The 8,336-nt window shown below is 68.0% G+C and carries 8 protein-coding genes and 1 pseudogene; 4 read left to right on the top strand and 5 right to left on the bottom strand.

The features are described from left to right. Positions 1-84 precede the first annotated feature (84 nt). Entirely contained in the window at positions 85-1,347 is a 1,263-nt protein-coding gene (locus ACQ3I4_RS09445) for an IS256 family transposase (RefSeq protein ID WP_329864319.1), read from the top strand. A gap of 160 nt (positions 1,348-1,507) precedes the next feature. Here ACQ3I4_RS09445 and ACQ3I4_RS09440 read toward each other — a convergent pair. After that, positions 1,508-2,158 (bottom strand): annotated as a pseudogene (locus ACQ3I4_RS09440) (cytochrome c biogenesis CcdA family protein); the annotation flags it as partial. A gap of 557 nt (positions 2,159-2,715) precedes the next feature. Between ACQ3I4_RS09440 and ACQ3I4_RS09435 the strand changes: the two are divergent. Then, entirely contained in the window at positions 2,716-3,072 is a 357-nt protein-coding gene (locus ACQ3I4_RS09435; RefSeq protein ID WP_430633444.1) for a heavy metal-responsive transcriptional regulator, read from the top strand. A gap of 586 nt (positions 3,073-3,658) precedes the next feature. Here the strand turns inward: ACQ3I4_RS09435 and ACQ3I4_RS09430 are convergent. The 3 genes from ACQ3I4_RS09430 to ACQ3I4_RS09420 form a co-directional block, all read right to left on the bottom strand. Next, positions 3,659-3,967 (bottom strand): hypothetical protein, encoded by a 309-nt coding sequence (locus tag ACQ3I4_RS09430; protein ID WP_172512091.1) that lies wholly within the window; start codon positions 3,965-3,967, stop codon positions 3,659-3,661. A gap of 619 nt (positions 3,968-4,586) precedes the next feature. Continuing rightward, complete coding sequence (locus ACQ3I4_RS09425) at positions 4,587-5,060, bottom strand: LexA family protein (protein WP_430633443.1); 474 nt, start codon at positions 5,058-5,060, stop codon at positions 4,587-4,589. A 78-nt stretch (positions 5,061-5,138) separates the two neighbouring features. Then, the gene (locus ACQ3I4_RS09420) at positions 5,139-5,576 is read right to left on the bottom strand and encodes a VOC family protein (RefSeq protein WP_329862467.1); all 438 of its coding nucleotides are present in this window, start codon (positions 5,574-5,576) and stop codon (positions 5,139-5,141) included. A gap of 110 nt (positions 5,577-5,686) precedes the next feature. Here ACQ3I4_RS09420 and ACQ3I4_RS09415 point away from each other — a divergent pair, with 110 nt between their 5' ends. Further along, a complete protein-coding gene (locus tag ACQ3I4_RS09415; RefSeq protein WP_430633442.1) occupies positions 5,687-6,142 on the top strand; it encodes a hypothetical protein in 456 nt (151 codons plus the stop codon). Positions 6,143-6,228: 86 nt separating this feature from the next. Continuing rightward, positions 6,229-6,432, top strand: a complete 204-nt coding sequence (locus ACQ3I4_RS09410) for a hypothetical protein (RefSeq protein WP_430633441.1) — start codon at positions 6,229-6,231, stop codon at positions 6,430-6,432. A gap of 223 nt (positions 6,433-6,655) precedes the next feature. Here ACQ3I4_RS09410 and ACQ3I4_RS09405 read toward each other — a convergent pair whose 3' ends face one another. Next, a complete protein-coding gene (locus ACQ3I4_RS09405; RefSeq protein WP_329862472.1) occupies positions 6,656-8,335 on the bottom strand; it encodes a ribonuclease J in 1,680 nt (559 codons plus the stop codon). Between the last annotated feature and the right edge of the window lies 1 nt (position 8,336).

The raw sequence follows: 8,336 nt of genomic DNA, 5'->3' as shown, positions 1-8,336 counted from the left end.
GAGGGTGTTTCATAGAGTGTGTAAGGGTCCGGTCTCTAACTGGGGTGTGACCTGTGGTTTCACCCCTTTGAAAGGACGGGCCTCATGGCAGATACCAACACCATTCCGAACCCTCTTGAAGGCGTTCTCAGCGCCGATCAGATCGACGCCCTCGTCACCGCCGCGGAGGATCTCGGGCAGGGGCGCCACGGCGTCGAGGAGCTGCTGGCGCGAATGACCCGCGCGGTCCTGGAACGGAGCCTGGAGACCGAGATGAGCGACCACCTCGGCTACGAGTCCGGGGACCCCGCCGGGGCCGGGACGGGAAACTCGCGCAACGGCAAGACCACCAAGAACGTGCAGACCCTGCAGGGGCCGGTGCAGATCACCGTGCCACGGGATCGGAACGGCTCCTTCGCGCCGGTCATTGTGCCCAAGCGGTCCCGCCGGCTGGGCAAGGTCGAGGACATGATCCTCTCGCTCTACGCCCGTGGGATGAGCACCCGCGACATCGGGGCCCACCTCGAGGAGATCTACGGGGCCAAGGTCTCCGCCGCGACGATCTCCCGGGTCACCGACGTCATCGCCGACGAGGTCGCCCAATGGCAGAACCGGCCGCTGGAAGCGGTGTATCCGATCGTCTACATCGACGCGATCTGGCTGAAGATCCGTGACGGCGGGGTCGTGGCGAACAGGGCCTGCCACATCGCCGTGGGCGTGGACGTCGAGGGCCGCAAGCAGGTCCTGGGCCTGTGGCTGGGCGCTTCGGAGGGGGCGAAGTTCTGGGCCAACGTGCTCACCGAGATCCGCAATCGCGGCGCCACGGACATCCTGGTCCTGTGTTGCGACGGGCTGAGCGGCCTGCCGGCGGCGGTGAACAGCATCTACCCGCAGACCGTGGTCCAGACGTGCGTGGTGCACCTGCTGCGCTCGGCGATGCGCTACGCCTCCTACGGGGACCGCAAGGCGATGGCCAAGGACATGCGTCCGATCTACACGGCTCCGACCGTGCAGGCCGCGGAGCTGGCCATGGAGGCCTTCGCCGAGGCCTGGCAGGCCAAGGCCCCCGGGGCGGTGCTGGCGTGGAGGAACGCGTGGGAGGACTTCACCCCGTTCCTGGCGTTCACACCCGAGATACGCAAGGTCATCTACACCACGAACCAGATCGAATCGATCAACTACCAGCTCCGGAAGATCACCAAGACCAGGGGCTCGTTCCCCTCCGACGACGCGGCGCTCAAGCTGGTCTACCTGGGGATCCGGAACATCGAGACCACCCGCGGAGGCGAGCTCGGAACCGGCACCCAGGGATGGCACCAGGCCCTGAACGCCTTCGCCGTCCAATTCCCCAACCGACTCCCGATCTGACCACCCGGCAGAGCGGATTACCGACCGGTCCCTTACACGGAAAACTTGACACCCCCGCGATGAAAACAGACAGGCCCGTGCTGGCTTCGGTGACTGCCCCGCTCATGATCCCCCCGGCCTGCCCGCCGGAGAGGGCGGGCAGCCAGTAGAGCAGCAGGTAGATCCCGGCGAGGACAAGCGCGGCTCCGCCGAGGCGGTTAACGAAGGGCAGCAGCCTCCGGACGTGGCGTGCCAGGGCGTCCCGCGCCACCGCTGCACCGAGGGACAGAAGGACCAGCACCACCGAGGAGCCCAGGGCGTAGGCGGCGAAGACCGCCAGCAGCCCGGCGAGGCTTCCGGTGGACACGGCCTGGGCGACGACAGCCAGCAGCAGGGCCAGGCTGCAGGAGAGCGCGGCCACCCCATACGCCACACCGTAACCAAAGACAGCCCTCAACCCCGAACCGGTCCCGCCCGTCTTCAGAATCCGGGACAGATTCAACCGTGTCCCGGGCAGCTGCCAACCGAACACCATGCCGAGGCCGGCGGCCACGATGACGGCTCCGATCAGCGCCGCCGCCCAGGGCAGCGCCGACGCCACCGAACGCAGACCCACAGCGGCGAGCAGGCCGGCCGTGACAAAGACGGTGGCGAAGCCGGCGCTGAGGGCAGCCCCGGCCCGGAGGCCTGCAAACAGCGGACGTTTCCGTCCCGCACCGGGCCCGGCACCGATAAAGTACGCCAGGTAGGTTGGAAGCATCGCAAAACCGCACGGATTCACCGTGGCAAGCATTCCGGTCAGAAAGGCCAGGCCCAGAACCCCCGTCGTCATCCCTTTGACCCCGAATCCGTAGCGGCAGGAGCAACGGGCCGGGATTGCAGGAACAGAGCACAGCCGCCCGCCCTTGCCTCCGCACTGTTCCGGCGCCGTGGCTGCATAAGCACGACCCCCGCGGCAAGGGCTGCGGCGGCAATGATCCAGAGATTGCCGGTCGCCGGCCCGACTGCAGCGAAAACACCGGCTGCCCCTGCAAGAACCGGCACCCCGCAGCACACCAGTGCAGCCATCACGACACCGGGCGAGGACAGCAGAGTGCCTGCCGCCAGCATCAGGCCCGGGCGCTCCCGGCCCTTCACGTTTATTGACATGGTTGTCCTTCCTCTGCCCGGCTTCCTGCCCGCCCCTCGCGGGACACCTGACAAAAAACCGGACGACTATTCCGTCTCAACCCATCATGGACCTTCCACTATGGGGGAAGGTCAAGCTGGCGACGGGAACTGCTGGTCTGCGGTACGTAACCTTCCAGTATGATGGAAGGGTTAGCTGCTTTTTTCGGAACGAGATGAGGACCCGAAATGCGAATCGGTGAGGCTGCTGCCGCTGTCGGCATGACAACCAAGACGATCAGGTTCTACGAGGACCGGGGGCTTCTGCCGCCGGCCGAACGCTCCGCCAACGGCTATCGTGACTACGCCCACGACACCCTCAGCCGCCTTGAATTCATCCGCCGCAGCCAGATTGCCGGGCTGACCCTTGCGCAGATCCAGGACATTCTGCGGATCCGCGACAACGGCTTCACGCCATGCACCCACGTGCGGGACGTTCTGGGGAAACAGCTGACGGACCTGGACCGGCAAATCGCGGAGCTCACCGCGCTGCGGGTGACCGTGGCCGAACAATATGCAACCGCCGAGGCGGCCGACCCGCAGTGCTGCGATGCGGAACAGATCTGCAGTTACATCTGAGCCCGCGGCGAGGTGAACCACCCCGCCTTGCCGACTCCCCACCGCCAGGGCCGTCCGCAGTTCCGCGGCGCCTGGCTCCACGGCCAGGAAGGCCTCCGTGCCGACGACGCCCAACACCATGGCCACACTTACCTGGCTTATCCAGTATGCGGCGATGAGCCGTGCATCGGAGGCAAAGGCAAAGATAACGCACCGTTCCGGGCCAGAAATTCACTGATGCACCGGCCGCTTCGTAGAGCGCACAGCACATTCCGACATGGTTTGCGGCAGCAGGAGAGATGTGCTGGACCTCGGCGAGTACCAGGGTTCCCGGCCCGCAGGCGCCGCAGCTATCGGAGAAGAAACAAGAGCATCGTCAGCCTCGATCCGATACCGGCACCTGTTCCCGATGGATCATCGGGGCGGCAAACCCGGCCACCGGCGCCACGCCTTCCCCGGCCCTGTTGCCTGCGGTGCCGAGTGGGGCATTAACGATACCAACGGTGCTGCTTCCCAAGAAGTGGCACGCAGCAGCACCGGGGGATTCCATGCTGAAGGCCACCTCGGCGCTGTCGGAGCCCCGCTCGTCCGCTCGGTGGGGCGGCCGTCATTGGCCAGTGCGTTGCGTGACCCTGCCCGGGGCGGAATCTTGGCCTGACCCGGCAGCGGGACTGCAGCAGTCTTCCATTTTATCCGTCGTGCCCGGTTGGCGGCGCCGGAGTGTCCAGAGCAGTACAGTCACTGCCAGGGCCACGGCGGCAAGGATGACCCACGGATTGCCCAGGAATGACCCGACCGCACCCAGCGCTCCGGCCGCGATCAGCAGCGGCAGCCCGCAACACAGCACATGCAGCAAGACAAAGCCGCCGATGACCAGCCCCGTCCGACTGCCTTGGTCCTCGGAAGTAGTTGACATGGTCCCTCCTTTCAACGCTCCGCCACCAGGGGCCGGAGCGGGCGATTGGTTGTCAGGTTCATACAACCAGTATGAACCTTCCCCCATAATGGAAGGTCAATACTTGTACGGAAATTGCCGCAAGGGGCGTTTCCCAGACGGCGAGCCGCACTCTGCCAGCTGGCCGGCCCGTTCAAGTTCAGCGGGCATCGACGGGGACCCCACCACCGACGACCCTCCGGCCGTTGCGGGGCGATCAACCGGCAACTCCGCCGACTGCCAGGCCCACTTTGACGTCCTGGTTGCCTGCCAAACAGCTGCCCCCTCGGCTGGGCGGCAAGGCTCCGGCAGCGGGTTTTCCCGGTTCCGTTCAGGTCGGGACGCGGCGGTCGTTCCCAACCCCGGGCCCGCGGCTGCCAATTTCACTTGGCGGGTTTGGCCGATGCTGGTGACGTTGCTGAAGCTGCAAGATCCACGCCCGTCATCGGCATCGGCTGAACCGCCAAGTTTGACTGCAACTTAACCGCCAATCCGGCAATCGAAGTTAACATTCACATGTAACGGGCCCGTCGGCAGGTCGTCCAACAACATGTTTCAGGTAAGTGAATGTTCACGTCGACGAGGGCGAACATTGCCTCCCCTAGAGCCGGTGCAGGCAGCGCGTCGCGACGCCCCACACGGTGAAGTCCTCCGGCACGGGGTCCCCGGGCCGCCGCGCGGCGGGGCCGGGCTGGTGGCCGGAGGCGGGGCGGGAGCCAGGGCCGGACCCGGGACCGGGACCGGGCTCGGGCTCGGCTTCCAGTCGAGGCCCGCCGCCGCCGAGGCGCAGGCGCCTCACGAGCAGCTCGCCGTCCACGACGGCGACCACGACCGATCCGTCCCGCGGCGCGAGCGAACGGTCCACGATCAGCTCGTCGCCATCGCAGACGCCCGCGCCGGACATCGAGGACCCCTCCACGCGCATCAGGAACGTCGAGGTGCGGTCAGAGATCAGGTGGCGGTTGAGGTCGATGCCGCCCTGGAAGTAGTCCCGCGCCGGGGATGCGAAGCCGGTGGGCTCGGCCGCGCTGCCCGGGGGCGCCGGGCGGCGCGGGGCGGGGTCGACTCCGAACACGGCGGACACCTGCTTTCGAACACAGTTTCTAGTGCCCCAGCTTAGCACCAGACCCGGCCTGCCGGTGTCCTCCGCAGTTCAGTCCGCCGTCAGCCGCTGGGCGAGCATCACCAGGATCCCGCTGGGCCCCCTCAGATACGTGAGCCGGTAGAGCCCGGCGTACTCGGCCACGCCGCGCAGCGGGTGGCAACCGTGCCGCGCCGCGGTCGCCAGGGCGGCGTCGATGTCCTCCACCGAGAAGGCCACCCGGTGCATGCCGATCTGGTGCGGGCGCGTCGGCTCGGACTCGAGCGCCGGGGGATGGATGTACTCGAAGAGCTCCAGCCGGCCCAGCCCGTCGGGCGTCTGGAGCAACGCGATCCTGGCGTGGTTGCCGTCGAGCCCCACAGCAGTATCGGCCCACTCGCCGCTGACCGTGTCGCGGCCGAGCTCCGTCAGGCCGAGGTCGGTGAAGAAGGAAACCGCGGCGTCGAGGTCGCGCACCGCGATCCCGACGTTCTCCAGCTTGATGCCCATGCCTGGAAACGTAGCAAGGACCCGCCAGCGGCACCAGAGCCGCGCCGCCGTCGTCCTGGGATATGACGGGCCGCAAGGCGCGCCCCGCCGCGGGACCCTAGACTCGAGGCATGCAGGAACTCGCGGCCGCGGCCGGACCCGGACTGGAACTGCTGGGGTGGATCGCGCTCGCCGCGGCCCTGGCGTTCTTCGCGGCGTCCGCCGTGCACCGCCTCCTGCTGCGGCAATGGCAGTCCGCGCCCTACGTCCTGATGGTCCTCGAGGGGCAGCGGTGCGCCGTGTGGACCACTCCGGAAGGAGGCATGGTCAGCCACGCGCTCGCAGACGCCGTCCAGGAGCGCGGTACCGATCCGGGACGAGCCGGGGACGCGTCGGAGCACGGGGGCGTCATGGAGGCCGGGAGCCCGTCGGAGACCGGCGGGACTGTCTACTACCAGCAGCATCAGGACGGGCGCTGGCAGTTCACGCCGCCCGAAGACCACAGCCGCCTCCTGCGGGGAGCGGGCTGGATCCTGTTCGCGCTCTTCGCCCTGACGCAGCTGCTCGGCCTGGCGGCGGCCGTCTAGGCCGGACGGCCCGCTGCTTTTCCCCGCGGAGCGGCGTATCGTTGAAAGACAGGAAGCCGTCATCGGTTGACGAGGAGGTCGCCGTCATGAGCCTTTTCAAGCGCAACAAGTTCGCACGGGCCGAGGCCAAGGACGTGGCCCCGAAGGATGCCCCCGCGGCCGCGCCTCCACAGCCGATCTACAAGTACCGGATCAACGAGGAGCTCGCGAACCGGCTCGCCATGCGCGCCTACGGAGACGCGAACCACGACGGCAAGCCGGACATCCCGCGGGTCCCGTACGGCGGCTGAGCCCCGCGGCCTGATCGCGGGCCGCGCCGTCGTCATCCCCGGGCGCCCGCCGGGGCGTTCCCCGGCATCCCGCGCCCGAGACCGCGCCCCCGCCGGAACGTCTCTGGTGGGGCGTGCCCCGCTCCCGCGCACTTTTCACGGCTCCTGCGCGTTTTAGCCGCGCCTGAACCGCCCTGAGCAGGGCGTTCAGGAAAGGTTGAAGCGAAAAGTGCGCGGGGAGGGGTTAGGCGTCGACGGTGATGACCGTGTAGACCGGCTTGCGGCGCAGGGCGCGGTCGGACCAGCGCACGAGGGCCTGTCCGATCGCCTGCTCCGCGTCCGGCCCGGTCTTGCCGCCCTTGAGGCCGGCGAGCGTCTTCTCGACGATGCCCGTGGCCTTCTCCAGGTCCTTCTCGCTCAAGTCGAAGCCAACCGGGAAGAACTCCGGGTCCTCCTCGAGCTTGCCGCTGTCCGGATCCACGATGAGCAGCACGGTCACGGCGCCGTCCTCGGCCAGGCGCAGGCGGTCGGCGAGGGACTCCTCGGTCGCGGCTCCGGCCACCATGTTCTCGACGTACACGTACGCGGCCGGCACGCGGCCGGTCACCTTCGCGACGCCGTCCTGCAGGTCGATCACGACGCCGTCCTCGACGACGAGCGCCTGCTTCGGGTCCACGCCCGTGCGGATCGCCAGCTCGGCGTTGGCCTTGAGGTGGCGGTGCTCGCCGTGCACCGGCATGACGTTCTTCGGCCGCACCAGGTTGTAGCAGTAGACGAGCTCGCCGGCGGAGGCGTGTCCGGAGACGTGGACCTTCGCGTTGCCCTTGTGGACCACGTTGGCGCCGAGCTTGGTGAGGTCGTTGATGAGGCGGTAGATCGCCGTCTCGTTGCCCGGCACGAGGGAGGAGGCCAGCAGCACGGTGTCGCCCTCGGCCAGGTCGATGTCGTGGTTCTGGTTGGCCATGCGGGCCAGCGCGGCCATGGGCTCGCCCTGCGAACCGGTGCAGATGATGACGGCCTTGTGCGGGGCCATCTTCTCCACCTCCTTGTAGTCCACGAGGACTCCGCGGGGGATCTTCAGGTAGCCGAGCTCGCGCGCGGTGGTCATGTTCCGCACCATCGAGCGGCCCATGAAGGAGACCTTGCGCCCGTACTTGTGGGCGGAGTCGATGACCTGCTGGATGCGGTGCACGTGGGAGGCGAAGCTCGAGACGATCACGCGGCGCGGTGCGGTGCGCATGACGTTGTCGATCGCGGGCAGCAGGTCCGCCTCGGCGGCCATGAAGCCCGGGACCTCGGCGTTGGTGGAGTCCGGCAGGAAGATGTCCACGCCCTCCTCGCCGAGCCGCGCGAAGCCGGCGAGGTCGGTGATGCGGCGGTCCAGCGGGAACTGGTCCATCTTGAAGTCGCCGGTGGCCAGCGCGAGGCCGGCGGGCGTGCGGATCGCCACGGCGAGGCCGTCCGGGATGGAGTGGTTCACGGCGAGGAACTCGAGGTCGAACGGGCCGAGCTTCTTGGTGTCGCCCTCCTTGACCAGCACCGTCTTGGCGTTGATCCGGTGTTCCTGGAGCTTGGTCTTCAGGAACGCGAGCGTCAGCTTGGCCGAGATCACCGGGATGTCCTGGCGCTCCTTGAGCAGGTACGGGACACCGCCGATGTGGTCCTCGTGGCCGTGCGTGAGCACGAGGCCGACGACGTCGTCGAGGCGGTCGCGCAGATAGGAGAAGTCGGGCAGGATCAGGTCCACGCCCGGGTGCTGCTCCTCCGGGAAGAGGACGCCGCAGTCCACGATGAGCAGCTTGCCGCCGTACTCGAAGACGGTCATGTTGCGGCCGATCTCCCCGAGGCCGCCGAGGCCGATGATGCGCATGGCCCCCTTCGGCAGGGCAGGCGGGTTCTGGCGGTGCGGGTGACGTCGGGTCATG

This window comes from Zafaria sp. Z1313, assembly GCF_050563205.1.
Taxonomy (GTDB): domain Bacteria; phylum Actinomycetota; class Actinomycetes; order Actinomycetales; family Micrococcaceae; genus JAZDCJ01.
Note: the sequence above shows the minus strand (reverse complement) of the source record. Positions and strands in the feature narration are given on the sequence as shown.

Excerpts from the sequence above, each read along its gene's own strand:
- ACQ3I4_RS09445 (WP_329864319.1), top strand. The coding sequence starts at position 85 with ATGGCAGATACCAACACCATTCCGAACCCTCTTGAAGGCGTTCTCAGC.
- ACQ3I4_RS09435 (WP_430633444.1), top strand. The coding sequence starts at position 2,716 with ATGACAACCAAGACGATCAGGTTCTACGAGGACCGGGGGCTTCTGCCG.
- ACQ3I4_RS09430 (WP_172512091.1), bottom strand. The coding sequence starts at position 3,967 with ATGTCAACTACTTCCGAGGACCAAGGCAGTCGGACGGGGCTGGTCATC.
- ACQ3I4_RS09420 (WP_329862467.1), bottom strand. The coding sequence starts at position 5,576 with ATGGGCATCAAGCTGGAGAACGTCGGGATCGCGGTGCGCGACCTCGAC.
- ACQ3I4_RS09415 (WP_430633442.1), top strand. The coding sequence starts at position 5,687 with ATGCAGGAACTCGCGGCCGCGGCCGGACCCGGACTGGAACTGCTGGGG.
- ACQ3I4_RS09410 (WP_430633441.1), top strand. The coding sequence starts at position 6,229 with ATGAGCCTTTTCAAGCGCAACAAGTTCGCACGGGCCGAGGCCAAGGAC.
- ACQ3I4_RS09405 (WP_329862472.1), bottom strand. The coding sequence starts at position 8,335 with ATGACCCGACGTCACCCGCACCGCCAGAACCCGCCTGCCCTGCCGAAG.